The organism is Achromobacter sp. 10T422, from assembly GCF_056394065.1.
The window spans coordinates 1-25507 of sequence record NZ_JBFTHD010000017.1 but is presented as its reverse complement, the minus strand read 5'-3'; the positions used below and the strand labels follow the sequence as shown (position 1 = coordinate 25507).

The 25507-nt window shown below is 64.9% G+C and carries 18 protein-coding genes; 10 read left to right on the top strand and 8 right to left on the bottom strand.

What is annotated here, in order from left to right; translation table 11 throughout:
* On the bottom strand, positions 1–878 hold an 878-nt coding region (locus AC1DB0_RS29625), incomplete at its 3' end, for a T6SS effector BTH_I2691 family protein (RefSeq protein WP_476758816.1).
* Positions 879–1301: 423 nt separating this feature from the next.
* Here AC1DB0_RS29625 and AC1DB0_RS29620 point away from each other — a divergent pair.
* Positions 1302–1682, top strand: a complete 381-nt coding sequence (locus AC1DB0_RS29620) for a cupin domain-containing protein (protein ID WP_476757594.1) — start codon at positions 1302–1304, stop codon at positions 1680–1682.
* A 5-nt stretch (positions 1683–1687) separates the two neighbouring features.
* On the opposite strand, the gene AC1DB0_RS29615 is transcribed toward AC1DB0_RS29620, so the two are convergent.
* Positions 1688–2923 (bottom strand): MFS transporter, encoded by a 1236-nt coding sequence (locus tag AC1DB0_RS29615; RefSeq protein ID WP_476757593.1) that lies wholly within the window; start codon positions 2921–2923, stop codon positions 1688–1690.
* Between the two features lie 406 nt (positions 2924–3329).
* Here AC1DB0_RS29615 and AC1DB0_RS29610 point away from each other — a divergent pair, with 406 nt between their 5' ends.
* Positions 3330–6494 carry a WG repeat-containing protein gene (locus AC1DB0_RS29610; protein ID WP_476757592.1) on the top strand — a complete coding sequence of 1055 codons (3165 nt, stop codon included), beginning with the start codon at positions 3330–3332 and terminating at the stop codon, positions 6492–6494.
* A 2-nt stretch (positions 6495–6496) separates the two neighbouring features.
* Positions 6497–9394 (top strand): WG repeat-containing protein, encoded by a 2898-nt coding sequence (locus AC1DB0_RS29605; protein ID WP_476757591.1) that lies wholly within the window; start codon positions 6497–6499, stop codon positions 9392–9394.
* Between the two features lie 128 nt (positions 9395–9522).
* On the opposite strand, the gene AC1DB0_RS29600 is transcribed toward AC1DB0_RS29605, so the two are convergent.
* A complete protein-coding gene (locus AC1DB0_RS29600; protein WP_476757590.1) occupies positions 9523–10383 on the bottom strand; it encodes an isocitrate lyase/PEP mutase family protein in 861 nt (286 codons plus the stop codon).
* A 103-nt stretch (positions 10384–10486) separates the two neighbouring features.
* On the opposite strand from AC1DB0_RS29600, the gene AC1DB0_RS29595 reads away from it, so the two are divergent.
* The gene (locus AC1DB0_RS29595) at positions 10487–11419 is read left to right on the top strand and encodes a LysR family transcriptional regulator (RefSeq protein ID WP_476757589.1); all 933 of its coding nucleotides are present in this window, start codon (positions 10487–10489) and stop codon (positions 11417–11419) included.
* A gap of 41 nt (positions 11420–11460) precedes the next feature.
* Here the strand turns inward: AC1DB0_RS29595 and AC1DB0_RS29590 are convergent, their stop codons facing one another.
* The 3 genes from AC1DB0_RS29590 to AC1DB0_RS29580 all read right to left on the bottom strand — a co-directional run bounded on the left by AC1DB0_RS29590 (position 11461) and on the right by AC1DB0_RS29580 (position 14012).
* Complete coding sequence (locus AC1DB0_RS29590; RefSeq protein ID WP_476757588.1) at positions 11461–12276, bottom strand: siderophore-interacting protein; 816 nt, start codon at positions 12274–12276, stop codon at positions 11461–11463.
* Between the two features lie 28 nt (positions 12277–12304).
* Positions 12305–13042 carry a PadR family transcriptional regulator gene (locus AC1DB0_RS29585; protein WP_476757587.1) on the bottom strand — a complete coding sequence of 246 codons (738 nt, stop codon included), beginning with the start codon at positions 13040–13042 and terminating at the stop codon, positions 12305–12307.
* Positions 13043–13136: 94 nt separating this feature from the next.
* A complete protein-coding gene (locus AC1DB0_RS29580; protein WP_476757586.1) occupies positions 13137–14012 on the bottom strand; it encodes a helix-turn-helix transcriptional regulator in 876 nt (291 codons plus the stop codon).
* Between the two features lie 317 nt (positions 14013–14329).
* Here AC1DB0_RS29580 and AC1DB0_RS29575 point away from each other — a divergent pair, with 317 nt between their 5' ends.
* Entirely contained in the window at positions 14330–15802 is a 1473-nt protein-coding gene (locus tag AC1DB0_RS29575; protein WP_476757585.1) for an MFS transporter, read from the top strand.
* Between the two features lie 24 nt (positions 15803–15826).
* Here the strand turns inward: AC1DB0_RS29575 and proC are convergent, their stop codons facing one another.
* Together proC and AC1DB0_RS29565 are read right to left on the bottom strand one after the other, a co-directional pair.
* On the bottom strand, positions 15827–16633 hold the full coding sequence (gene proC / locus AC1DB0_RS29570) for a pyrroline-5-carboxylate reductase (RefSeq protein WP_476758815.1): 807 nt from the start codon (positions 16631–16633) through the stop codon (positions 15827–15829).
* 96 nt (positions 16634–16729) lie between these two features.
* The gene (locus AC1DB0_RS29565) at positions 16730–17863 is read right to left on the bottom strand and encodes an alpha-hydroxy acid oxidase (RefSeq protein ID WP_476757584.1); all 1134 of its coding nucleotides are present in this window, start codon (positions 17861–17863) and stop codon (positions 16730–16732) included.
* Between the two features lie 226 nt (positions 17864–18089).
* On the opposite strand from AC1DB0_RS29565, the gene AC1DB0_RS29560 reads away from it, so the two are divergent.
* The 5 genes from AC1DB0_RS29560 to dapA all read left to right on the top strand — a co-directional run bounded on the left by AC1DB0_RS29560 (position 18090) and on the right by dapA (position 24531).
* A complete protein-coding gene (locus tag AC1DB0_RS29560) occupies positions 18090–19517 on the top strand; it encodes an FAD-binding oxidoreductase (protein ID WP_476757583.1) in 1428 nt (475 codons plus the stop codon).
* 105 nt (positions 19518–19622) lie between these two features.
* A complete protein-coding gene (locus AC1DB0_RS29555; RefSeq protein ID WP_054424753.1) occupies positions 19623–20705 on the top strand; it encodes an ABC transporter substrate-binding protein in 1083 nt (360 codons plus the stop codon).
* A gap of 20 nt (positions 20706–20725) precedes the next feature.
* Entirely contained in the window at positions 20726–21805 is a 1080-nt protein-coding gene (locus AC1DB0_RS29550) for an ABC transporter ATP-binding protein (protein ID WP_476757582.1), read from the top strand.
* 4 nt (positions 21806–21809) lie between these two features.
* Positions 21810–23585 carry an ABC transporter permease subunit gene (locus tag AC1DB0_RS29545; protein WP_054424752.1) on the top strand — a complete coding sequence of 592 codons (1776 nt, stop codon included), beginning with the start codon at positions 21810–21812 and terminating at the stop codon, positions 23583–23585.
* A gap of 37 nt (positions 23586–23622) precedes the next feature.
* Positions 23623–24531 carry a 4-hydroxy-tetrahydrodipicolinate synthase gene (gene dapA, locus AC1DB0_RS29540; protein ID WP_175171529.1) on the top strand — a complete coding sequence of 303 codons (909 nt, stop codon included), beginning with the start codon at positions 23623–23625 and terminating at the stop codon, positions 24529–24531.
* The last annotated feature ends 976 nt before the right edge of the window (positions 24532–25507 follow it).

The following is a 25507-nucleotide window of genomic DNA, read 5'->3' as shown; positions in this document are numbered from 1 at the left end:
TCGGCCTGTACGGCGTACAGCTGCTGAATCGCCAGCAGGCATTGCGAGGTCAGGTACGCGTAGCGGCGCTCCGGCTCTTCGGACCACAATCGCTTTTGCGTGTAAGCGGCCAGGCGGACGTTGTTAAGTTCTTCTGCCATGCCGATCGGGTCAGGCAGGATCAGCCCGCTCACGCCTTGCGGCAAGCGGTGTTGCCGTTCCATCAACGTCAGGTAATTGCGCATGCCTGCGGCTTGCGCCGAACGTGATGACCAGCCGTGAACGCTGCCGAAGTCGTCGACGCCGCTGGCATATTCCGCTACGTGTTCGTGCAACAGATGCGCATGTTCCAAGGCCAGCGCGGTGCCGCCGGCCGTGGGGTCTTCCCGCAGCTTCGGCAAATCTACGATGACAAACCGCTGGGGGTAATCGGCATTCAAACCCTTGCCCGACTTGTACGCATCCAACACTGACGTCGGCCAAGGGTCTTGCGAATACGCGATCCAGGCGACCTTGTATTTATCAATGTCGATACCGATGAATGACGCAGGCAGATTGTGCGCGGCCTGGACGCAGCGCTCGGCCAATGGCGCAGGCTCGGCGCGCGGCATTTCATAAGGGTTGAAGTGCCGCAAATGGCCCGCATCAGTCACTTGATAGGCGTGCCACACCCTGCGATCCAGCAGCACATACACATAGCCCTTGCGCATGATGCGCAGCGATTCTTGCAGACCGGGATGCGACAGCGCACTCCGCGCGCGCAAGAACGAATTTTTAGGCACCACCGCTGGACGCAGCAGCAGGATCGGCACGCCATTGCGTTCGCAGGCGTTGCAGCTGCCGGGCGGCAGCGGCATGGTTTCTTCGACGATGTCGATGAGCTGTTGGCTGAGTGTCATGTGACAACTCGAACGCCAGGGCGCTTGCTGACAATGCAGAACGTAGCGGGGGTAAGCATGACGGGCTCCGTCGTCGTAGTGCCGGCCGTGGCGGCCGGGATGCTTCCTGAAGGAAGCGCTACCCGCACTCATGCAACATCCATGCCAAGCGCGTCGCCGTATCAATAACCCCCATGGAATCAATGGCTTGCCGCGTAACTAAGACGCTTACGACGGAATGCTCTGATCCGCATCCCCGCGAAACCCTCGCTTTTCGCTACAAACCGGGCCACTTCTGACCCGATTAAAAAATATCGCTATTGAATCAATGGCTTGTAGCGGGTCAAAATTGGCCCGATCGGGTCAAATCTGGCCCGAAGGGGTCATATCTGGCTCTTGCCTAGACGAATGACCGCACGCCCCACTTCCCTAAGGATGCGCACCATGGCTCTTGATCTGTCTTCGCACTATGTCTTGCTGGACGCTTCCGGCGCCGCGTCAACGGTGAATGGCGGCGATGCGTTCTGGTCGCAGTCGCCTGACGAGCTCGACAAGTTTGGCCGTGGCTGGCTGGTGTCGGAATACACGTTCGCGTCCGATTGGCCGCAATGGGAGATGCATCCGGAAGCGGACGAGATTGTGCGCTTGATGGCGGGCGCCGCCGAGCTGCATCTGGAATGGCCAACGGGCAATCAGGTGGTGAAGATCCTGGCCGGCGACGGGTATGTGATTCCGAAGGGCGTGTGGCATACGGTGAAGGTGATGGAGCCCTGTCGCATGCTGCACATCACGATGGGCGCCGGGACGCAGCATCGGGCGGCGTAGCGGCCTCAGCCCCCCACCCGCACGGGGCGGACGCGCGTGATCTCGCGGTCGTCGATGGGCCAATGCAACATGGCGGACAAGATGCCGAGCGCCATCGCGCCCAGCCAGATCAAGTCATAGGAATGCGTGGCTTCGAACACCACGCCGCCCAGCCACACGCCCAGGAATGATCCCAGCTGATGGCCGAAGAAGACGAAGCCGAACAGCGTGGTCAGGTAACGCACGCCGAACACCTGCGCGATCAGGCCGTTGGTCAGCGGTACGGTGCCCAGCCAGACAAAGCCCATGATGGCGGCGAACGCGTAGACGGTCCATGTGGATAGCGGCAGCAGCAGGAACAGCGCGATGGCCGCGGTGCGCAGCAGGTAGATGCCGGCCAGCAGGTATTTGCGGCGATGGCGCGCGCCCAGTACGCCGCAGGCATAGGTGCCCATGACGTTCGTTAGCGCGATGATGGCCAGCGCGGCCACGGCGTCTGACGCGCGCAGGCCCTTGTCCATCAGATACGCGGGCAGATGCGTGCCGATGAATGCCAGCTGGAAGCCGCAAGCCAGAAAGCCCAGGTTCAGAAGCCAGAAGCCCGGCTGCCGGAATGCTTCGCCAATGGCGGCGCGCATCGACAGGCTGGCGTCCGGTGCGGACGGGTCCAGCGTGGGCGTGACGGGTTCGCGCAGGGGACGCGCCAAGGGCAGCACGATGGCCAGCAGCACGGCAAACACCAGTAGAGCGCTGACCCAGCCCCACCGACCAATCAACCATTGCGCCGCAGGCACCATGATGAATTGGCCCAATCCGCCGACCGCGCCCGCGACCCCCAGCGCCCAGCCCCGGCGTTCAGGCGGCACCAGCCGGCTCAACGCGCCGTAGATGGCGGCGAATGCTGTGCCCGACAGCGCGATGCCGATGCACACGCCCGCCGTCAGCATGAATGCCGCAGGCGTGGCGGCGTGCGCCATGCCCGCGAGCCCCAGCGCGTAGAACACCAGGCCGCCCGCGATGACTTTGGCCGATCCGTAGCGGTCGGCAATCATGCCGGTGAAGGGTTGCACGATGCCCCAGGTGAGGTTCTGCACGGCCATCGCCATGGCGAATGTCTCGCGGCTCCAGCCCCGGTCCATCGACACGGGCAGCAGGAACAAGCCCTGCACATGGCGCACGCCCAGCGCCAGGCCCATGACGAGGCCACCGGCCAACACCAGCAACCACAACCGCGAAACATCAGGGGAAGACGGGGACGACATGGTGAACCCTCCGGACAGGCGCAGCGCTTCAATCAAGGCAGCAACACGCCTGTATTACAGAGGCGCCGGGCGTGCGCTTCAACTGATTATTTTTTGTCCGCTACATGCCTGGCAAGAATGTGATCCGGGCGGAGAGTCGTGTCCTCAAATCGGAACTCCTAATCGTGTCCCAAATCGGGGCTGCAAATCGGGGCTGCAAATCGGAGCCCCAAATCGGAGCCCCAAATCGTGGCCCCATTAACGCTTGGTTTTCTATCGTTACATTTCCCGTTTCATTGTCTGCTACTGCTAGTTACAGTGCTGCCTTCCCCATTTTCTGATGCAGGCACCCGACCATGTGGCACGTTCGGCTTGGCTCCTCTTTTCCCGCGGCTCGCGCCCGCGCCCGCACGCAATGAGGACCGCTTTGAAGCCCCTGACGCTGGCCTGGATGCTGGCGCTGCCCGCCCTGCCCGGTGCGGCGCACGCGGATTCCTGGTTGGATCAATGCACCACCAGCTACTACGGCCAGGGCGCCGACACGTCTTGCCATCAGGCCTTCAGCGAAGGCCTGGCGGCGGTGCTGACGGGATCGCGCAGCGACAACGCGGGCGCGTGGGGATACATCGACAAGCAAGGCCGCATGGCCATCGCGCCCGCCTACGCGGAAGCGACGCCGTTTCAGAACGGCTTGGCCGCCGTCCGCCAAGGCGGCCTGTGGGGCTATATCGACACCAAGGGGCAATGGGTCATCAAGCCGCGGTTCGCCAACGCCACCGGCTTTAACGCCGAAGGCACGGCGCTGGCCGAAGACAACGAACACGATGTGCTGATCGACCGGCAGGGCAAGGTGGTGAAGACCTTCCCATTGGGTACCCGTACCTGGGGCTTCATGCCCGGGCAGAAGCTGGCGTCGATGGAAGTGCCGACGCCGCCGCGCCTGATCAACACCGCCACCGGCACCGCCGCGCACCTGCCCGACGGCGTGATGATGCTGGCCGCGCCCACAGCGGGCTTTCTGCCCGCGCAAGTGCGCGGATCGCGCTACTCCGGTTGGTGGGGTCTGTTGGACGCGCATGGCCAATGGGCGGTTGCGCCGGACGTGCTGCGCTCGCGTGAAGCGCCGATGCGCGACGGCAATATCGTGGCGGTGCGCCGCGACGAGAAATGGCTGTTCGTGAACCCGCGCGGGGAAGCGCTTGCACAAACCACGTACGACCGCGTGCAGTGGGCCGCGCCCGGCCTGTGGCTGGTCGTGGCCGATGATGGCAAGACGACGTTGCTGGACAGCAAGCTCAAGCCCGTGCACACGTTCTCGATGTCTAACCTGGGCGTGCAGCAACGCGAAGGGTGGCGTTACCTGGCGGATGCGTCAATGACGCTGCTGATCAGCCCCAACGGCACCGTGCAAAAGCTGGCGGTGCGCGAAGGGCGCGTCGACATTGAGCAAGGGCAGGCCTGGGTTTACGGCGTGCCTGCGTCGTCGGTGCCGCCGGCGCTGAATCAAGCGATGGATGCCGCGGGCGACGCCATGGATGCGGCGGATGCCGCCATGCAGGGCGGCACCCATGCCACCACGGAAGGCTTGAGCGATGCAGTGAAAGCCGCGTCCGATGCCCCCGTTGCAGTCGAAGCATCGGATGGCGCCGTCGACATTGCCGAAGAAGCCCACCCGTCGGCCGCCGTGGCAGACGCAGCGGCCACTTACACAACCGACGCGGCCACACCCGCCACCGATGCGGCTCCCAACGCCGATGGCTCCGCCGCGGACACCGAAGTGGCCGACGTTGCCGCCATCAGCGACGTTGCGCAACCGGCCGCTGAAGCCGCCGCTGATGCCGCCGCTTACGCCGCCGCCTCTGCCGACGCGACGGGCGAAGTCGTGCTGGTCCAGATCTACAACCGTGAAGGCCGCGCCCTGCTCGACGCCGGCACGGCCGCACAATTGCGCGCCTACGAACTCAGCGCGTTCTCGCCCAGCCGAAGGGCGCTGCGCGGCAATGACAACAGCACCCGCATCCCCGGCCTGCCGCTGGCGCTGTTGCGGCCCCATGACTCCGCCCAGCCGCTGGCCATTCTGACGGCCGACGGCAAGATCGTCTCGAACCCGGAATGGGAAAACATCGACACCTATGACGTGACGATGCCGCTTGTGGTGCAGGCCAAGAAGAGCAAGCTCGGCGCCATCGACGCCCAAGGCGCTTGGGCCGTGAAGCCCGAGTACGACCAGATCCGCCCCTTCAACGGCGCTTACACCTGGGCGCGCACGCGCGACATGCAGCAACGCGACGCCCTGTTGATCGACGCACACGGCAAGCCCATGCGTCTGCCAGACAACGTGGATACCGGTGCTTCCAAACTGGACGGCGACCTGCTGTTCTACCAATCGCCGAATGAAAACCGTGAACGCCGCTATGGCCTGTGGAACATCCGCCGTGGCGCGCCGGCGCTGAAGCCGGAATTCGAGAGCATTGAAGACTTCGAAGACGACTGGGTCCGCGTGCAGCACAAGGGCCACTGGGGCGCCGTCAACCGCGACGGTCAATGGGTCATCCCCGCCACGCATGACAGCGCCTACGACATGGACTACCTGGGCAACGGCTTCATGCTGGTCAAGGACCCCGAAGGCAAGGGCAAGGCGGGCCGCTATAGCGACAGCCCCTACAAGATGGTCAACTTGCGCACGGGCAAAAGCAGCGACACCATCTACGGCAAACCGGACAAGCTTCAAGACGGGCGCTACATCGGGGCACTGGCCGACGGCAGCGCCGTGCTGTTTGACGCGCAAGGCAAGGCCACGCGCATCTCAGACGGCCAGCCGGAAAGCAAAGAGCAGCATGGCGACTGGCTCATCGTGCGGCAAGACGAACGCGAAGGCGCGATTGATGCGCGCGGCAACATGAAGGTGCCCGCCTTGTATGGCGAGTTCAACCCCTTCTTCGCGCAGCCAGAAGGCCTGGCGCGCGTGAATTTGGGATCGGGCTACCGCGTCATCGACCAAAGCGGCAAGACCGTGCAGGAAGCACGCGGCGATGGTTTCCCGCTGGCATCCATGCAACGCATTTTGTTCACCGATGACAGCTCGTCCACGGCGGTGATGACCGACCTGCAAGGCCGCGAAGTGGCGCGTCTGTCGGGCAAGTATCCGGTGGAATACCGCAAGGCCAGCGAAGGCGTCGTGCCGTACAGCGAAAACTATGGCAAGTACGGCTTCCTGAACGCGGCGGGCAAACGCGTGGTGGGCGCGCACTTTACCGAGCTGGGTCCGTTGAAGAACGGCTTGGCGAAAGCGCGCCGCGTGGACCGCACCGGCAAGCTTTACGGCTACATCGACCTGAGCGGCCGCTACGCCATCGCGCCCGCCTTCAAGTGGGCGGATGACTTCCATGACGGACGCGCCATGGTGATGCACGACTATCTGGTCGAGTTCATCAATACCCAAGGCAAGACCACCACCACATTCGGCGTGCTGTGCGACCAGATCGTGATCTTTGACGCAGAGGAAAACCAAAGCTGGCCGCGCGAAGCGCTGACCTGCTCTGACGCGACGCGCATTGATCCCCCCGCCCTAGACACCGCCAAAGCAGAATAACCATGACGTCACGCGTGATTCGCACTACCCGCCTTGCCTGCGCGCTGGCCGCCTTGGGCGCCTCGTTATCCGCACACGCCCAAACCGGCCATGTGTACTGCGTGGACGAGGCCACCTTCCGCAACGTGGCCGCTGCCGACGACATCGCCGCGCATAGCCCCTACGCCAACGGTTGCATCCGCGATCTGGCCGATGGACGCGCCGCCGTGCTGTTGCCGTCCGCGCTGGAACCCATCAGCCGCGTGCCCGCGAACCAATCCTTGCGCCGCCATGCCTGGGGCTTTCTGGACCAGAATGGCCGGCTGGCGATTCGCCCCATCTTCGAAGACGTGCGCGACTTTCGCCACGGCCTGGCCGCCGTGCAATGGCAAGGCAAGTGGGGCTTCATCAATGTGAACGGACGCATGGCGGTGCCGCCGCGCTACGACAGCGTGGGCGACTTTGCCGAGATCGGCCTGGCCGTGGTGACCGTCGACGGACGTCAGCAATTGATCAACCGCAACGGCGAATCCGTGGGCGATCCCTTGGATGCCGGTATCCAAAACCTGGACCTGAACGACGGGGTGCCCGCGCAGGCCTCGGTGCAATACAAGCAGGAATACCGCTCGCCCACCGGCGAACGCCGCTTTGCAAAACCCGGCATCACCGTCACGCAGGCGTATGGCAATGGCTTGTACATCGCCATGAATGACGAGCACCAGTACGGCGTGTTGGACCGCGATTGGAACTGGCTGATCGAACCCGTATTCCAAGATGTCTCGAACCCGCGCGACGGCATGCTGGCCGTGGCTTACGGGCGTGACGGGGTGATGCTGCTGGGCGCAGATGGCAAGCTGATCGGCGAAGACCAGCACTATGAAGATCTGAACGCCGTGGGCCGCAAGTTCTGGAGCGCGAACCTGGGCCGCGGCAAGGGCTACGCGATTCTGGATGCGGCGGGCACGCTCATCGTCACGATGACGCCGGACGAAGCGCAAGCCTCGCAGCGCTTCACGGACACCATCGTCTACCCCTCCAACAACACGCTCATGGCGCTGGTGCCGGGCCAGGCCAAACCCGTGACGTTGGGCCAATCGATATTGCCCGCCAACGACGAAAACGGATTCGTGCTATTCCGAAACGAAGCAGGCGAAGGCGCGGGGTTGCTCACCCCCAAGGGCGCCTGGCTGCACGGCGCGTCGGCGCCTGCGTGGCTGGCCGAGGCGGGCTCGTTCGAAGTGCGTCAGGGCCGGCTGTGGATCATGAAGCGCGAACGCGGTTTGCTCAACATCGTGGACGCTGACGGCCAGGTGCTGCTCAAGCCCGAGGCTGTCGAAGCCGTGCAGAGCATGACACTGAAAGCGCTGCCGCTGAACGTGCCGGGCGCGCCGCTTGGCACCTTGGGGCAAAGCCATTGCCAATGCGGACCCAATGGCGCCAGCCTGTTGCTGGCCGATGGCAGCATCGTGACTGATCCGAAGTGGACGGACGTGGTCCCGCTGGATGGCGATCCCGACAGCAACTACGGCGACGAGCCGGTGTCGCCCGACACGCTCAAGCCCGAACAGCTGCGCTACGCGGCCGAAACGGCCGACGGCATGCAGCTGCTGGATGCGCAGGGCCGTCCGATGAAGCTGCCGCTGCAGCAGCACATTGGCAGGTTCCACCAGGGCTACGCGCTGGTTTATGCGGATGGCGTCAACCGCATGATCGACCGCGACGGCAAGGTCTACGCATTGCCCGCCGACGTGTTCGATTCACACGTCGTCGCGCCCGGCGTGATCCGCTACGTGAAGACCGCCAGCGATGATGCGCCGTGGGGCCTGTACGACGTTGTGGCCGGCAAGGAATTGGCCGCGCCCGCGTTCCGGGGCATCGGCGAGTTTCAGCATGGCCAGGCCGTCGCCACGCTGGGCGAGGGCCGCGAGGGTGTGATCGATCTGCAAGGCAAGTGGACGGTGCCCGCCCGCCATCAACGTGTCGAACGCATCAACGACAAGCTGTGGAAGGTGATGCAGGCGGGGGGGCAGGAAGACGATTACGGCCGTGCCGCAGCGGTATTCAACGACCAGGGCCGCGCGCTGACGCCGTTCGTGAAGCGCTTGCAATTGAGCCAGACGCCTGATGGCTCCATCACGGTTGATAGCGAGCAGCGTCGTTGGGTTTTCTCGGCCGATGGCGCGGCGGCGTTGGACCTGGAAGACGCCACCTACACGCGCTTGGGCGAATGGCTGGAGATTCGCCGCGCCACACGCTATGGCTATCTGGACGCGCAAGGCAAATGGCAGATTGCCCCCAGCGCGGCGGTGGGCTCGGTGTTTCATGGGTCGCCCGCCCGTGCGCTGGTCACGGACGAGAACGCCACGCGCCTGATCGATGCGCAAGGCAAGACGGTGGCCACGCTGCCGGAAGGCGATTGGCGCTGGCCGCAAGGGTCTTCGACGTTGCTCCGGCACGTCAGTACCCGCGGGCGCATTCAGACCGACTATGTCGACATGAACGGCAAGACGACGCTGCAGGTCGAGGGCATGGCGTCGGCGTATTCCGAAGGCCGCGCGGTGACGATACTGGCGACCCGCGCCGTGCGCGCCGTGGATGCCAAGGGTGCGCTCACCGGACCCGCGTTCGATGCGCTGGGCACGATGCGCGATGGCCTGGCTCCGGCGCTTTCCGACTACACCTTCGGCTACGTGAACCGCGAAGGCGCGTTCGTGATTCCCCAGCAATACAGCGCGGTGACGCCGTTCGCCAATCAGCGCGCGGTGGTGTCGACGATGGAAGCCTCGGAACTGATCGACCCTGCCGGCCAAGCGCTCGCCCGCGTCGAAATGGTGTGCGGCGTACGCGCGTTGTACGGCAGCGCCGGCCAACGACTGTGGCCGAACACGATGCCGGCGCGCTGCGAGCATCGCCCTAAGTAGGCCCGCTACGCCGAGCTCGGCGCACCCGGCTGGGTGCCCCGGTTTGGCGCCCCGGTTCGGCGCCCGGCTCGGCGCCCCGGCTCGGCGCCCCGGCTCGGCGCCCCCCCCCTCCTCCCCGCGCTGGGTGCCTATTGCGTGTCCAGCGCCAGATAGCGCTGCGTCTGCACGATGGCTTCGCGTTCCTTGAAGCTCGTCAGCCGGTCGGCCAGCGCGCTGCTGTCGCCCGTCTGCTTGATGGCGGCCAGCGTCGCCTGCATGGCGTGGATGGCGGCGCGCTGCAAGTCCGACGGGATGATGGCCAGCCGATAGCCCATCGCGGCAAGTTCCGGCAGCGGCACGAGCGGCGTCTTGCCGCCGTAGAACATGTTGATCAGCTTCAGGCCGGGCAAGCGGTCGGCGATGGCGCGAATCTGCTCCAGCGTTTCGGGCGCTTCCACAAAAATCATGTCAGCCCCCGCCTTCACGTAGCGCTCCGCCCGTGCGATGGCGGCGTCGAATCCTTCCACCGCAATCGCGTCCGTGCGCGCGATGACAAGCGTGTCGGCGTCGCTTAGCGTCTGGCGCGCAATGTGCACCTTGCGGCACATTTCGTCGGCGTCCACCAGGCTCTTGTCGTCCAGATGGCCGCAGCGCTTGGGAAACGACTGGTCTTCAATGTGAAAGGCCGCCACGCCCGCGCGCTCCATGATGCGCACGGTGCGCTCGACGTTGGCGGAACCGCCGAATCCCGTGTCCGCATCGGCCACGACCGGCAAGCCGCTGGCGTCGACAATCTTCTCCACGCGGTCCATCACTTCGGTAAAGCTCAACAGGCCGATGTCGGGATAGCCGGCCGCGCGCGCAATTGCGCCGCCGCTGGCGTAGACGGCGTTGAAGCCTGCGGCGGCGACCAGCCGCGCTGACAGGCCGTCGTATGCACCCGGCGCAACCACGATGTCACGGGCCAGATGCTGGCGCAGCAAGGCGCCGGGAGAAAGGGTTGCGGTCATGGGAATTCCTTGGCGGATTAAATCGGTACGCCAATGATCGTCCTGACGAAATAGAATGTCCAATATATGGAAAATTGATAATCAGTACTTAATAGGTATCAATATGGAACTGCGCCATCTGCGCTATTTCGTGGTGACCGCCGAGGCGCAGCACTTCACGCGCGCGGCAGAACTGTTGGGCATGGCGCAGCCGCCGCTTAGCCAGCAGATACGTCAGCTGGAGCAGGAAGTGGGAACGCCGCTGTTTGACCGCACCGGACGCGGCGTGGTGTTGAACGATGCGGGGCACGCGTTTCTGGCCTGCGCGCAAGACATCCTGCAACGCACGCAAGCGGCCGTGCAGACGGCACAACGCGCGGCGCGTGGCGAGGTCGGAGAGTTGACGCTGGGCTTCACGGAATCGGCGTCATTCAATGGCGTGGTGACGGAGCTGATCCGCCAGTACCGCCAGCAATATCCCGATGTGGAGATGACGCTGTCGCAAGGGGATAGCGAATCGCTCATCGCGCAATTGCGCGAGGGCACGATTGATGCCGCCTTCGTGCGCCCCCCGTTCGCGCTGGACGGCGGGCTGGCCTTTCCGCAGTTGGCCTCTACGCAGTTGTCCTCTAAGCAGTTGTCCTTTACGCAGCTGGCCGAAGAGCCGCTGGTGGTGGCCTTGCCGCTCGGCCACGCGCTGGCGCGCCGCAAGCGGCTGGCGCCGAAGGACCTGACGCAAGAGCGCTTCATCCTCTATTCACGCAAGTCAGGCTATGGCCTTAGCGCGGACATCATGGCGGCATGCCGGCAGCATGGATTGAACCCGCTGATCGGTCAGCGCGCGCCGCAATTGTCGTCGGCGGTGAACCTGGTTGCCGCCGGCATGGGCGTGGCGGTGGTACCGGCATCGCTGCGCCACCTGCGGCCCGACGGCGTGGTGTATCGCCCCTTTGCGCTGGATTGGCCCCGCGCGGTGCTGGGGCTGGCGGTACGGGGGAACACGCCGGGCGGCAGGGTGGAAAATCTGCTGCGCTTGGCGAAGGGCGCGTCGCGGTAGACGCGTGAGGCGTTCAATGCGTGACGTTGACGCGCAGCGCCTTAATCGTCGTGCGCTTCATGCACCGCCACGGCGCCGCGCTTCCAATAGCTGGCGGCGCGGATGCGGCTCTTGTCGATGCCGTGCTGCGACACCATGATTTCGCGCACGGCCTTGGCCACAGCGGATTCGGCCGCGACCCACACGTAGCCCTCACCCGAGGGCAACTGCAATTCGCGCGCCGCTTCCAGCAGCAGCGTGCTGTAGCCCGGCGCATTGCCGTCACGATGCAGCCAGCGCACGGTGGTCTTGGCGGCGGAGTCCAGCGCAATTTCATTCGCGGCGGACGGCACTTCGATCAGCACCAGCGCCTGGGCAGTGGCGGGCAATTCTTCCAGGCGGCGGGCGATGGCGGGCAGCGCGGTTTCGTCGCCGATCAGCACATGCCAGTCAAACCCCTTGGGCACCACGAAGGAACCGCGCGGGCCGCCGATGCCCAGCTTCTGGCCCGGCTCGGCCTGCTCGGCCCATGTGCATGCCGGGCCGTCGCCGTGCAGCACGAATTCAATGTCCAGCTCGCGTGCGGCGGCGTCAAAGCGGCGCGGCGTGTAGTCACGCGCGGCCGGCTTGGGCGCGCCTTCGGGAAATTTGACGCCATCGGGGCCTACCGTGGGCAAGGCCGGCGGTTGTGATGGATCGGCGGGGAAGAACAGCTTCACGTGGTCGTCGAACGAGGCGGACACAAAGTCCTGCAAGTCCTCGCCGGTGAACGTGATGCGAGCCAGCAGGCCGGCGATGCGTTCAATACGCACGACGGTCAGCTCGCGCATTTTCAGGTTGTGGCGCACGCGCTCCACATTCAGGTCGCTACGAGTCATTAACACTCCAGTATTTGGGGGGACGAAATCAAGCACAGGGCTTGGCGTTGATCTCGTCGGTGGCACGCGCCAGGATGGCGGCAATGCGGCGTTGTTCTGCGGGGGACGCGTCGGTGCGCTCGAGCAGCGCGCGGCGGATGGCTTGGCGCGCTTCCACAAACTCCGGCAGCCAGCCAGTGCGCGCGTCTTCGCCTTCCGGCCCCACGTCACGCGGCGCACCGCTCCAGGCCTGACGCATCCAATCCATTTTTTTGGCGATGTGTTTGAAGCGGTTGAACATCAGCGCCAGGCGTTCGCGGTTGGCGTCCAGATGCGCGCGGCCGGCGTCCGCCAGGTGGTAGCGCTTCTTCGTGCCGTCGGGTTCGACGGTGGCGTAGCCCAGCTCTTCCAGATAGGTCAGCGCGGGGTAGACCATGCCGGGGCTGGGCGTGTAGAAGCCGTTGCTAAGGGTGCCCAGCGCTTTGATGAGTTCATAGCCGTGGCTGGGGTTTTGTTCCAGCAGGCCCAACAGCATCAGTTGCAGGTCGTCGGCAGAGACACGGCGGCCACGCGTGAACCCGCGCCCGTCGCCGCCGAAGCCGTCGGCATCGCCCCCGCCTCCGTCCGGGGGACCGGAAAACCAATCCCCACCCGCGCTGGCGTGGTGGGGATGATGACCGTGATGGCCGTGGTGATGGTGGTGATGGTGTTGGCCGTGTTGGCCGTGTTGGCCGTGATGGGCGTGATGGGCGTGATGGCCGCGGTGATGGATGTCGGTATGGCGCATGGGATAGCTCTTACGATGTATCTTAAGATATAGATCTTACGATACACCCGCCAAATTCCCGGCGTCAAGCGCGGCGTTTCGCGCCCTCTGCCCGCTACGCCGTCACCGCATCCGCCTGCGCAGGCGTTTGCACCCAGCGCGCGAAATCTTCCGCGCAGGGTTCATCTGGCGCCGGCGCATAGACCACCAGCCGCAGATGACGGCTCTCGTCCACGGTCAGCGTGGCGTGTTCGAAAGCGATGTCGCCCAGCGATGCCACGTGCAATTTGCGCTGGCCCATGCAGGCGCCATGCACATCGTGTTCGCGCCACCACGCCTTGAAATCCGGCGATACCGCTTCCAGTTCATCGACCAGTTCTGCAATGTCTGGCACGCCCGACGCGCTGGCGAAATCGCGCCGGAAGGTCGACAGCATGGCGGGCGCCTGCGCAGGCCAATCCACAAAGACCTGCCGCATCGCCGGCACGACAAACAGCATCCACAGCAGATTGCGGCGGCCTGGCGGTTGACCCGAAAAATTGAACACGCGGTCTGCCGCGGCATTCCACACCACGACGTCCCAACGCAGGTTCAGGATGTAGGCCGGGCGCGCGGGCAGGTCGTCCATCAAGCGGCGCACCTGCGGCGGCACCGTGCACCAGGTGCGGCCGGGTTCGGCGGGCGGGCGCTGGTGGGCCAGCAGATACAGGTGGCGGCGTTCGGCGGCGTCCAGCTTCAGCACACGCGCCAGGTTCTCCAGAAAGCCGGCCGACACGCTGATGTTGCGGCCCTGTTCGAACCACGTGTACCAAGCGAGGCCCACGCCGGCCAGCGCGGCGACTTCCTCGCGCCGCAACCCCGGCGTGCGGCGGCGGCCGCCAGCAGGCAAACCCAAATCGGTGGGGCTAAGACGTTCGCGGCGCAGACGCAGGAATTCAGACAAGTCCGCGCGCGTGCGGTCCAGGCGTTGGGGAGTGGGGGATGCGGTCATGGATAGGGCCTTGAGCGGCAGGCGATTACAGGCAGGGGCGATGGCGGGAAGCGAGTATTACGGGCAGAGGCGATGGGCAAGGTTCAGGGAGCAGGGGCAGTGGCAACCCGGGACTATTGCAAGCGAGGACTATTGCAAGCCTGGACTATGGCAAGCCGAGACTATTGCAAGCGAGGACTACTGCAAGCCAGGACTACGGCAAGTCAGGACCACTGCAAGCCCGGACTATTGCAGCCAGTAATAGCATAAGCAGCTAAATTGTATAAGGCTGCAAGGCCACCCAGAATAGCGCCGATTCTGTTTCTGAAGGCGCTGATATGTCGTCCACCCCCCTGCCCGCCCGCTGCGCCGACCCCGCGCCCGACACCGCGCCAATCGGCCCGCTCAGCCCGCTCAGCCCGCTCGGCCTTGCCGTGCTGCTGTCGGGCGGCTTCATCACCATCTTCGACCTGTTCGTGGTGAACGTCGCCATTCCCAGCATGCAGAGCACGCTGTCGGCCAGCTTCGCGCAGATCAACTTCATCATCGTTGCGTACGAGCTGGCCTATGGCGTGCTGCTGATTGCCGGCAGCCGCCTGGGCGACCGCCATGGCCGCCGCCGCTTGTTCATGCTGGGCATGGCGGGCTTCGCGATGGCGTCCGCGTTGTGCGGACTGGCGCCGACCGCCAACACGCTGATCGCCGCGCGCATCCTGCAAGGCGCGGCCGCCGCGATGCTGTTTCCGCAGGTCTATGCGCTGATCCGCGTCAGCTACCACGGCCACGCGCGACAGCGCGCGTTCGGGCTGATGGGCATGACGCTGGGCTTGGCCGCCATTGCGGGCCAGGTATTGGGCGGGTGGATCGTGCACGCCGACCTGTTCGGCCTGGCGTGGCGCACCATCTTTCTGATCAATGTGCCGCTGGGGCTGCTGGCCTGCCGTCTGGCGCGCCACATTCCGGAATCCCGCGAGCCGTCTAGCGCGGCGATGGATTGGCCCGGCGCGGTACAAGTGGGCGCGGGGCTGGCCTTGCTGCTGTTGGCGTTGATCGAAGGCCCCGCGCGGCACTGGCCGGCGTGGACGCTGGCGTGCGGCGCGGCGTCCGTGGTGTTGCTTGCCGCGTTCGTGCGCATGCAGCGCCGGGTGAAAGCGCAAGGCGGCGTGCCGCTGGTCGACATGGGCTTGCTGGCGCAACCGCGCTTTGCGGCAGGCTGCCTGTTGGTGATGCTGGTGTTCTCCACCGCCAGCGCCATGTTTCTTTGCTATGCGCTGCTGGTGCAGACCGGCTTCGGGCTAGACGCGCTGACGGCAGGCTTGATCTTCGCGCCCGCAAGCGTTGGCTTTGTGGCGGGGTCGATGGTGGCGCCTCGTCTGGTGGCACGCTTCGGCACGGCCGCCATCGCAGTCGCCGCCTTGCTGTATGGCGGCGCCACCGCCGCGTTGATGCTGCATGTGGGCATGGCGGGCGCGGCGCTATCGCCCTGGTCGCTGGTACCTGCGCTGGTGTGGCTGGGCGCGGCGCAAGGCGCGGTCAACACGCCGCTGGTGAATCTGGCGATGGGTCTGGTCGAAGACCGCCACGCCGGCATGGCGGCGGGCGTGGTGTCGACGTTGCAGCAAGTGGGCGCGGCGCTGGGCGTGTCGGCAGCGGGCATGTTGTTCAGCGGCGCATTGCAGGCGCACGCCGGCGCCAGCGCCCCCGAACGCTACGCGCAGGCCTTCGCCGCAGCCATGCAATTCAACGTGGCGGCGATTGCGGCGTCGGTGCTGCTGTTGGGGGGGGTGGGATGGCTGGGGCGCCGGCGCTGAAGGCGCGGCCCCCGTGCGCCGGGTTCAACCCGCCGACAATTCCCGCGCGCGCTGTTCCGCTTTGTGCACCGCTTGCGTGATGGCATCGGCCACGCCCGCTTCGCGCATGTGCGACAGCGCGGCATAGGTGGTGCCGCCCTTGGACGTGACGCGTTCCTGCAGCTCGGTCAATGGCACGTCTTCGCTGGCCGCCAGCCCTGCCGCGCCACGGAACACAGACACGGCCAAGCGGCGCGCGTCATCCTTGGCAAAGCCCAATTCCAACGCGCCTTTTTCCAACGCGGCCATGAAGTGAAAGACGTAGCCCGGGCCGCTGCCCGTCACCGCCGTCACGGCGTCGATCATGGCTTCGGACTCCGTCCAGATGCGTTCGCCGACGGCGGCAAACAAGGCGTCGACCTGTTCGCGTTCGGCCGCCGAGCAGGCGGGCGTGGCGTACAGGCCCGTCATGCCCAAGCCCACCTTGGCCGGCGTGTTGGGCATGGCGCGCACGATGCGCGCGTGGCCGCCCAGCCATGCGGACAACGATGCCAGCTCCACGCCCGCCGCAATGCTGACCACGGTGGCGGTGGCCGGCAGGTGTTGATGAATCTGTCCGCAGGCTTCTTGCAGCACTTGCGGMTTGGTGGCCAGCACGCACAGCGCGGCATCGCCGATATCGGCACCGACGCTTTCCCGGCACGTGAGCCCGCGCGCCAGCAGCGCGTCGCGCGTGGGCGCGTAGGGTTCGATCACCAGGAAGTCGGCCAGTTCGCGGCCCTGCTCGAGCAGGCCGTCAATGATGGCGGAGGCCATGTTGCCGCCCCCAACGAAAACAATCTTTTCACGCATGTTGCTTTGATTCCCAAAGGTGGTCTTGCAGAAAGTGGGCTTGCAAGAGTGAGGTTCGCAAAAGAAGGCCTGACAAGAGATAGGCTGCGCCACGCGTCAACGTTTGCGCACGGCATCCGAGTCCAACGCGCCGATGCGGTTGCGGCCAAGCAGTCGCAGGGTATTTTCCAATTCGGTGCGCAATATCGCCAGTACCTCGTGCGCGCCGGCCGGGCCTCGGCCCGCCAGGCCGTACAGCGGCGCGCGGCCCAGCAGCACGGCGCGTGCGCCCAGCGCCACCGCCTTGGCGATGTCGCTGCCGCGTCTTATCCCGCCGTCGACCAGCACTTCCAGCTGCGAACCCAATTCCGACGCCACGTCGGGCAGCACGTCGAGCGGACACGGTGCGCCTTCCAGTTGCCGGCCGCCGTGGTTGGACAGCACGATGCCATCCACGCCGTGCGCCTGCGCGCGGCGCGCATCGGCCAGCCCTTGAATGCCCTTGATCACGATGCGGCCGCGCCAATGGCGGCGCAGCCAGGCGACGTCATTCCAGCTAAGCGCCAAGTCCATCTGCCGGCTGAGCGCGGAGGCCTGCTCGGTGATGTTTTCACGCGCATTTGAACTAACGGCCAGATTCTTCAACTGCGGCCCGCCGTGGCGCAGCATGCGCCAGCACCAGCCGGGGTGTGCGGCCATATCCAGCATCAGCCGTGGCGACGGGCGCAGCGGCAGCTTGAAGCCGTTGCGCTTGTCGTGGTCGCGGTTGCCGTGCACCGGCACGTCCACGGTCAGGAACAGCACCGTGTAGCCGTTCTGCCAGGCGCGGTCCATCAGGTGTTCGGCGATGCGGCGGTCGCGCTGCACATACAGTTGCAGCCAGAGCTCGCCGGCCGTGGCCGCGCGCACGTCTTCCAAGAGCGAGGTGGATGCGGTGGACAGCACGAAGGGCAACCCCGCCTGATGCGCCGCGCGCGCCAGATGCACGTCGGCGTCGGGCCAGAACAAGCCGTTCAAACCGGTCGGGCCGACGATGGCGGGCATGGCGGCCGACGCGCCCAGCACGGTCGTATCGAGCTGGCAATCGGTGACGTCAACCAGCACATCGGGGCGGAACTCAATATCGGCGTAGGCCGCCGCGTTGCGCGCCAGCGTACGGCCGTCTTCGGCGCCGCCTTCCAGGTAATCAAATGCCAGCCGGGGCAAGCGCCTTTGCGCCTGCCGCCGGTACTCCATCACGCTGGGAAGCATGCCCCTTCCTTGATTTGCAGAGTCCACATAGAATTGCATATCGCACGATATGATTGTATTTCGATCATTTCTAAGATCGCAATCCGGAACAGCGATCCCTAGGACATACCCTAGATTCAATTGAAATACGATTAATCAAATCGAAAAGCGATTTAAGTAATCGTATGCTGTGCCTCAATGCGCTCGGGGTTCCGTCGATCTCCGAGCCCCATTCGGGACCACAGACATGACCAACGGCACCACCCTGCTAGACGCGTTGACCCAGGCCCTGGGCGCGGACGCCATCCTTCATTCCGAGCCCGATACCGCTGGCTACACCGAAGACTGGCGCGGCCGGTACAAGGGGCCGGCGCTGTGCGTCGCCCTGCCCGGCAACACGCAGCAGGTGGCCGACATCGTGCGCCTGTGCAACGCGCATGCCACACCGGTTTTGCCGCAGGGCGGCAACACCAGCTTGTGCGGCGGCGCAGTGCCTGCCGCCGACGGCACGCCGCCGGTCATCGTGAACCTGGCGCGCATGCGCCGCGTGCGCCGGGTCGACGCCGCCAACAACTCCATGGAAGTCGAAGCGGGTTGCGTGCTGGCCACGGTGCAGGAAGCCGCCGCCGCCGAAGGCCGGCTGTACCCGATCAGCCTGGGCGCCGAAGGCTCGTGCCAGATTGGCGGCACCATCGCCACCAACGCGGGCGGCACGGGCGTGCTGCGCTACGGCAATACGCGCGACAACATCCTGGGCCTGGAAGTGGTGCTGCCCGATGGCGCCATCTGGAACGGCCTGACGGCGCTGCGCAAGAACAATACGGGCTTCGACTTGAAGCATCTGTTCATCGGCGCGGAAGGCACGATGGGCATCGTCACCGCCGCCGTGCTGAAGCTGCATCCGCTGCCCACCAGCCACGCCGTGGCGTGGATCGCCCCCGACAGCCCGCAAGCCGCGCTCGACATCCTGGGCCTGTTCCAGCGCGCCTGCGGTTCGCGCTTGTCGGCGTTTGAAATGATCGACAGCAACCAGCTGGACATCGTCATGGCGCACGTGCCGGGCCGCAAGAATCCGCTGGCCGGCGCGCATCCCTGGCATGTGCTGGTGGAATTGTCTGACACCGGCAGCGGTGCTGAACTGCAAGACCTGCTGCAACAGATTCTGGAACAAGCCTCCGAACTCGGCTTGCTGCACGACGCCGTCATCGCCAGCAACGACACGCAGCGCGCCGCGCTGTGGGAAGTGCGCCATAGCGTGTCCGAGGGCAATAAGAAAGCGGGCGTGGGCCTGACGACCGACAGCGCCGTCCCGGTCTCCAGCGTGCCGCGCTTCATCGAAGACGCCACCGCCGCCGTGCGCCGTCTGGTACCCGGCCTGCCCGTGCTTATCGTGGCCCATCTGGGCGACGGCAACGTGCACTTCATTCCGTTCTTCACGTTCGACGCCTGGAACGCCCTGCCCGACCGCGACACGATGGCCGCCAATATCCGCCGCGCCGTCAACGATGTGGCCGATGCGCTGGGCGGCACGTTCAGCGCCGAGCACGGCGTGGGCCGCACATCACTGGCCGAGATGGCGCACTACAAATCGCCCGTCGAACTGGCCATGATGCGCGCGCTGAAATCCACCTTCGATCCCGCCAACCTATTCAACCCCGGCCGCTTGCTGCCTTGAGCCGCCGGGGTTGATCCGCACGCTTTGATTCGCAATCCCAGATTCGTAGCACTTGATCCGCAGCCCTTGATCCGCCGTCCCTGACCCGACCCGCAGGAGTCTTCCATGAAATCGATCCCCCATAACGCTTCGCGCCGCACCGCGCTGAAAACCGTTGCCGCCGGCGCCGCCGCGCTGGCCATGCCCATGATCTGGACGCCATCGCGTGCGGCGTCCAAGCGCATCGTGGTGCGCGATGACGGCGGCATCTACAGCAAGGCGTATGGCGCCGTGTTCTACAAGCCGTTCACGGAAGCCACCGGCATTCAGGTGGTGGGTGTGCAGGCCAACGCCGAACCCACCGCGCAGATCCGCAGCATGGTCGACACCGGCAACTACACCTGGGACATGGCCAAGATCAGCCAGCCCGCCATCCTGATGCTGACCGAAGGCGGCAAGGTGTACCTGGAAAAGCACGGCCTGGAATCCGACCCGGTCGTGGCCACGATTCCCAAGCAATACATGTCGCCGTACGGCGTGGGCAACAACGTCTACACAACCGTGCTGGCGTATCGCACCGATGCCTTCAAGGGCCGCCGCGCGCCGGCCTCGTGGGCCGACTTCTGGAACGTGAAAGACATCCCCGGCCGCCGCGGCCTGCGCAAGCATCCGTTCGACACCATCGAAGAAGCCCTGATGGCCGACGGCGTGCCGACCGACAAGGTCTACCCCTGCGACATCGACCGCGCACTGGCCAGCCTGGACAAGGTGAAGCCGTCGGTAGACGTGTGGTGGAACACGGGCGCGCAGGTTGAGCAGATGCTGGGATCGGGCGAAGTCGACATGATCGCCACCTGGGTCTCGCGCGCGCAATCGGCAATTGCCAACGGCGCGCCGGTGCAGATCGTGTGGGATCAAAACATCTGGGGCTGCGACAACTGGTCCATCTTGAAAGGCACGCCCAACGCTGACGCTTGCCGCGAGTTCATCAAGTTTGCATCCGACCCCAAGCGTCAGGCGGCGCTGGTCGAATACTTTGCCGCGGGCGTGACGCAACCCGCCGCCTTTGACTACATCAAGGCCGACGTGGCGCGCAATTGCCCGACCCACCCCGACAACATCAAGAGCGGCCTGCACATCAACGCGGCCTACTGGCTGGACAAGCAGCGCGATGTGCTCGAGCGCTTCAACGGCTGGGTCCTGAAGTAATTCTCTCCTGAATGAACACCATGTCTTCTTCCAATCTGCAAATCTCGGGTCTGGGCAAACGCTATGGCGATTTCGTTGCGCTGGCGCCCACGCACCTGGACGTCGCCCGCGGCGAATTCCTGACGCTGCTGGGTCCGTCCGGCTCCGGCAAGACCACCCTCTTGAGCCTGATCGCCGGCCTGGCGCAGCCCGACGAGGGCCGCGTGCTGATCGACGGCGCCGACGTCACGTATGGCGCGCCGTATGAACGGGATATCGGCATGGTGTTCCAGAACTACGCGCTGTTTCCGCACATGAGCATCGAGGAGAACATTGCGTTCCCCTTGAAGATGCGCAAGGTGCCGGCGGCCGAAGCGCGCCTCCGTGCGCACGAAGCGCTGGAAATGGTGCGGCTGCCGCACGTGGCGTCGCGCCTGCCGCGCGAGCTGTCTGGCGGCCAGCAGCAGCGCATTGCGCTTGCGCGCTGCATGGTCTATCGCCCCGCCATCATCCTGATGGACGAACCGCTGGGCGCGCTGGACAAGAAGCTGCGCGACCAGATGCAGTTGGAGATCAAGCGCATCCACCGCGAGCTGAGCACCACCATTGTGTACGTGACGCACGACCAGGAAGAGGCCATGACCATGTCTGACCGCATCTGCCTGATGAACGGCGGCGCGATCGAACAGCTGGGCACGCCGGCCGACCTGTACTTCCGCCCGCGCACGCTGTTCGTGGCCGACTTCCTGGGCGAATCGAACCTGCTGCAAGGCGAGGTCACCGCAGTTGATGGCGACACGCTGACGGTCAAGCTGGCGCATCAGGGCGTGACGGGGCAGGCGCTGTCCAACGGCTCGCCCATCAAGGCGGGGCAGAAGGTCACGGTGATGTTGCGCCCGCAGAACCTGCGCGTGTCCGCGAGCGGCCCCGGCCTGACCGGCAAGCTGCTTGATGTGATGGTGACGGGCAGCCTCACGAAGCTGTACCTGGATTCGGGCGTGCCAGACGCCGCCCCCATCGTCGTGGCCTACCCGACCCAGCGCGAAGCCGAGCAATACGCCATCGGCCAGCCGCTCTCGGTCAGCTGGCAAGCCGCCGACGCGGTGGCCATTGCGGAGTAAACGCATGACAACCCTTGCTACTCCTCGCAAGCGCATGAGCGCCGGCCGCCGACATTTCCTGATGGCGGCCCCGCTGGTCGTGCTGCTGCTGGTGCTGCTCATCTACCCCGTGGGCCAGCTGCTGCTGCTGAGCGTTGTCGGCGACCAGGGCTTCACGTTGTCGCAGTATCACCGGCTGTTTGAATCGTCGGTCTATGTGAACGTGCTGCTGATCACGTTGAAGATCTCGTTGTGGACGACGTTCTTCGCCGTGGTCGCGGGCTACCCCGTGGCCTACCTGATATCCAGCCTGTCGGCCAAGCGCAAGACGTCGCTGCTGTTCTGGGTGCTGCTGTCGTTCTGGACGAGCTTCCTGGTGCGCACCTTTGCATGGGTGGTGCTGCTGGGCCGCAACGGTGTTGTCAATCAGCTGCTGCAAGCGCTGGGCATTCTGGATGCGCCCGCCAACCTGCTCTACAACTTCGGCAGCGTGCTGGTGGGCATGGTCCATGCGCTGATGCCGCTGGCGGTGCTGACGATGCTGTCCGTGATGGAGAACATCGACCGCAACCTGCCGCGCGCCGCATCCACGTTGGGCGCACGGCCAGGCACAGCGTTCTGGAAGATCTATTTCCCGCTGTCGATGCCGGGCGTTGCGGCGGCCGCCATCATGGTGTTCGTGACGGCGATCGGCTTTTTCATCACGCCCGCGCTGTTGGGCGGACGCAAGGAAACGATGATCACGCAGATCATCATTGACCAGGTCCAGCAGACCATGAACTGGGAGTTCGCCGGCGCGGTGTCGGTGTTGCTGCTGGTGGTGGTGCTGGTGGTCTTTGCGATCTACGACAAGGTGCTGGGCCTGTCGACGATGACGGGCGGCGCGTCCACCCGCGTGCGAGCATCCGGCAAGGAAAGCCTGTCGCGCCGGGCGGGCGATGCCGTGCTGACGGTGCTGGCGAACGTATCCGATGCGATGTTTGCGTTGCTGCCCAAGCGCGTGCGCCGGTCGGTGTCTGGCACCGGCCAGTCGCGCACGTTGTGGTGGATAGTGCTGGGCGTGCTGGCGTTCCTGAGCGCGCCGGCGTTTCTGATGATTCCGCTGTCATTCGATTCCGGCTCGGGCCTGACGTGGCCGCCGAAAGGCTTTTCGCTGCAATGGTACGAGCAGATGTTCACGTCGCCCGTGTGGATGCAGGCGATCACGCGGTCGTTGATCGTGGGCGTGGGCACGGGATTTCTGGCAATGCTGATCGGCACGCCCGCCGCCTTCCTGCTGGTGCGCGCGAACATGCGTGGCAAGTCGGCGATGCTGGCGTTTGTGCTGTCGCCGATTGTTGTGCCGCGCATGATCATCGCGGTGGGCATGTTCTATTTCTTTGCGCGTGTGGGCTTGGTGGGGTCGACCATCGGCCTGATTCTGGCGCACACGGTGGTGGCGGTGCCGTATGTGGTGATCACCATGATGGCGGTGCTGCGCAACTACGACACGCGTCTGGATCTGGCGGCGCAAAGCCTGGGCGCAGGCCCGTGGGCAACGCTGCGCTTCGTGACGTTCCCGATTCTGAGCGCAGGGCTGATGTCGTCATTCCTGTTCGCCTTCGCAACGTCGTTCGATGAACTGACGATTGCGCTGTTCGCCTCAGGCGGGTTGAACGCCACGCTGCCCAAGCAATTCTGGGACGAAGTGACGCTGCAAATTTCCCCGGTGATCGCAGCGGTCTCGACGTGCCTGTTCATTTTCATTGCCGCGCTGATCTGGCTGGCCGACCGTCTGCGCCGGCGCAGCCTGGCCAACTGATCTCCGCGCGTTTGATTGTTTTTTTAGGATACGCAACATGCTGAATGCCCAACACTTGCGCGGAGTTTTTCCCGCAATTCCGACGCCGGTCAACGCCGACGACACCATCAATGTGCCGGCCACCAAAGCGCTGATCGGCTATCTGCTCAAGCAAGGCATCGACGGCTTGGTGCCGTTGGGCGGCACGGGCGAATACGGCGCCCTGTCCCGCGAAGAACGCGTGCGCATGTGCCGGCTGACGGTGGAAACCGTTGAAGGCCGAGTGCCGGTGATTCCGGGCGTGCTGGACCCCGGCTATTACGACGCGATCCAAGCCGGCCGTGAGTTCGCCAAGACCGGCGCTGACGCGCTGATGGTGTTGACGCCCTACTACACGACGCCAACGCAAGCCGGCATCCGGGATTACTTCATGCGCTACGCGGACGAGTCGCCGCTGCCGATCATGATTTACGAAATCCCGTACCGCACGCGCATCGCGATTGCACCGGAAGTGCTGCACGAGCTGTCACGGCATCCGAACATCATCGGCATGAAGGCATGCAATACCGACATGTACCATTTCCTGCGCACGGTGGCGGGCGTGGATGATTCGTTCGCGGTGTTCAGCGGAGAAGACACGCTGCTGCCGGTTCATCTGGCGGCGGGTGCGCGCGGTGGGATCGTGGTGACGGCAAGTTTGCTGCCGACTGCATGGCGCAAGGTTTATACGCTGGCGGCGGAGGGGCGCACGAAGGAGTCGATGGAATTGCATCGCCGTTTGATTCCGATGATGAATCTGGCATTTGCGGAGACGAATCCGGGGCCGATGAAGTCGGTGATGGATTTGATCGGCGTGAACGCGCCGGAAGTGCTGGACCCGTTGGTATCGCCGGCGGATAGCTTGCAGACGGCTTTGCGGGCGGAAGTTGCGGCGTTGTTGAAGGAGTTCGAGGGGGTGGGGGTTTAGTTTTGTTGTTGCTTTGATTGGTGGGGGGGGTGTTGTTCGGTGGGGGGTTGGGTTCTTAAGACGCCCGTGGGGTCGGGGCCTGGGGTGCGCGGGGCAACGATTGCGGTCCGGAGCCTTCGCTCCGGACTCCCCCGTCGTCATCTTCGTCCAGGCCTTCGGCCTTCCCTTCAGATTCCCTCGGGCTTATCGACGCCCCGCGCACCCCAGGCCCCCGACCCCACGGGCTCTGGAAGTTGCAATCTCACGTCAGCTGGGACGAATCGTTTTCGTAGGGTTCTCGCCACGAATTTTTGGTGGTGGAAGATCTTGCGGGGCCCGCTCCAGGCCGGCCGCGCGGGCGGCCTTTTGGAGCTTACGCGTAGTGGTACGTCGTCGCGCAGTTCGCTTCGCGTGTGGCAGCGATGTTCGAGCTCTTCTTCGTGACTTGAAGCCCTTAAAAATGCAGTCAGACTGCATTTTTAATTGCAACAGTGCGCTGGTTCTTTTTAGGAAATGCAGTCTGACTGCATTAATGCGAACATCGCCAGCGCTTCGTAGGATGGCTGACGTGAGTGACGCTCTGCGCGAGCACCGATGCACGCTACACAACACCCCTCATCGTCCGTCGCATGATGACCGCCACTTAAACCCCGGTGCGTGGCGCGCAACGGGTTGGCATGCGCAAGACAGTGCGCGCTGCGCGCCACCCTTTACCCCCCCAAAAAACCTGCGGCGCGAGCATTAGAAAACCGCTCTGCACATTCGCGAAAGCGACTACCGCGCAAACGCCCACCAATGCGTATGCCGAGTAAGGCCGCCCGCGCGGCCGCCACTCGGCGGGCCCCGCAGCAATCGTGACTAAGGCACACCCTAGCAGCGCGACGAACCAAGACGCAGGCAGCCCGTCGGCGCGGTGGCCCTGACTGCGCGCAACCTCGATGCGCCCGAGGGAATCTGAAGGAACCCGCCGAAGGCGGGTGACGAAGATGACGAAGGG

What these genes read in the sequence shown, in the direction of transcription:
- AC1DB0_RS29595 (WP_476757589.1), top strand. Translation starts at nt 10,487, where the DNA reads ATGGAACTGCGCCATCTGCGCTATTTCGTGGTGACCGCCGAGGCGCAG.
- AC1DB0_RS29600 (WP_476757590.1), bottom strand. Translation starts at nt 10,383, where the DNA reads ATGACCGCAACCCTTTCTCCCGGCGCCTTGCTGCGCCAGCATCTGGCC.
- AC1DB0_RS29550 (WP_476757582.1), top strand. Translation starts at nt 20,726, where the DNA reads ATGTCTTCTTCCAATCTGCAAATCTCGGGTCTGGGCAAACGCTATGGC.
- AC1DB0_RS29580 (WP_476757586.1), bottom strand. Translation starts at nt 14,012, where the DNA reads ATGACCGCATCCCCCACTCCCCAACGCCTGGACCGCACGCGCGCGGAC.
- dapA (WP_175171529.1), top strand. Translation starts at nt 23,623, where the DNA reads ATGCTGAATGCCCAACACTTGCGCGGAGTTTTTCCCGCAATTCCGACG.
- AC1DB0_RS29575 (WP_476757585.1), top strand. Translation starts at nt 14,330, where the DNA reads ATGTCGTCCACCCCCCTGCCCGCCCGCTGCGCCGACCCCGCGCCCGAC.
- AC1DB0_RS29605 (WP_476757591.1), top strand. Translation starts at nt 6,497, where the DNA reads ATGACGTCACGCGTGATTCGCACTACCCGCCTTGCCTGCGCGCTGGCC.
- AC1DB0_RS29615 (WP_476757593.1), bottom strand. Translation starts at nt 2,923, where the DNA reads ATGTCGTCCCCGTCTTCCCCTGATGTTTCGCGGTTGTGGTTGCTGGTG.
- AC1DB0_RS29545 (WP_054424752.1), top strand. Translation starts at nt 21,810, where the DNA reads ATGACAACCCTTGCTACTCCTCGCAAGCGCATGAGCGCCGGCCGCCGA.
- AC1DB0_RS29620 (WP_476757594.1), top strand. Translation starts at nt 1,302, where the DNA reads ATGGCTCTTGATCTGTCTTCGCACTATGTCTTGCTGGACGCTTCCGGC.
- AC1DB0_RS29585 (WP_476757587.1), bottom strand. Translation starts at nt 13,042, where the DNA reads ATGCGCCATACCGACATCCATCACCGCGGCCATCACGCCCATCACGCC.
- AC1DB0_RS29590 (WP_476757588.1), bottom strand. Translation starts at nt 12,276, where the DNA reads ATGACTCGTAGCGACCTGAATGTGGAGCGCGTGCGCCACAACCTGAAA.
- AC1DB0_RS29555 (WP_054424753.1), top strand. Translation starts at nt 19,623, where the DNA reads ATGAAATCGATCCCCCATAACGCTTCGCGCCGCACCGCGCTGAAAACC.
- AC1DB0_RS29565 (WP_476757584.1), bottom strand. Translation starts at nt 17,863, where the DNA reads ATGCTTCCCAGCGTGATGGAGTACCGGCGGCAGGCGCAAAGGCGCTTG.
- AC1DB0_RS29560 (WP_476757583.1), top strand. Translation starts at nt 18,090, where the DNA reads ATGACCAACGGCACCACCCTGCTAGACGCGTTGACCCAGGCCCTGGGC.